This window comes from Salinivibrio socompensis S35 (assembly GCF_000513715.1).
Classification (GTDB): Bacteria; Pseudomonadota; Gammaproteobacteria; order Enterobacterales; family Vibrionaceae; genus Salinivibrio; species Salinivibrio socompensis.
Genome location: NZ_AQOD01000250.1, coordinates 1 through 413 on the forward strand (window position 1 = coordinate 1; position 413 = coordinate 413).

Consider the following 413-nt stretch of genomic DNA (forward strand, 5'->3'; position numbering starts at 1 on the left):
AAGTCTGCTCATGACCAGTTTTTATCTGACCTAGCAAGCATTTTACCTTCCTCTGTAACCCCACTTATTATCAGTGATGCGGGATTTAAAGTGCCATGGTACAAATCTGTTGAGGAGCACGGATGGTACTGGCTGAGTCGAGTAAGGGGTAAAGTACAATTTGCTGAACTAGGTGCCGAAAATTGGCAGCCAGTCAGTCACTTACATAGCAAAGCATCTAGCAGAGCCCAAAGTCTTGGTTATCAAAAACTGACCAAAAGTAATGCCATCAACTGCCAAATAGTGCTGTATAAAGCCTTGCCTAAAGGCCGTAAGAATCAGCGTTCTACCCGAACAAACTGTCATCATCCATCGCCCAAGGTATACGCTGACGCAGCAAAGGAGCCATGGGTATTGGCCACTAACTTACCGAC

General features: G+C 45.5%; 1 protein-coding gene. It reads left to right on the forward strand.

The window, feature by feature from the left end:
* On the forward strand, nucleotides 1–413 hold a 413-nt coding region (locus DZ54_RS0117450; RefSeq protein ID WP_025675525.1), incomplete at both ends, for a transposase.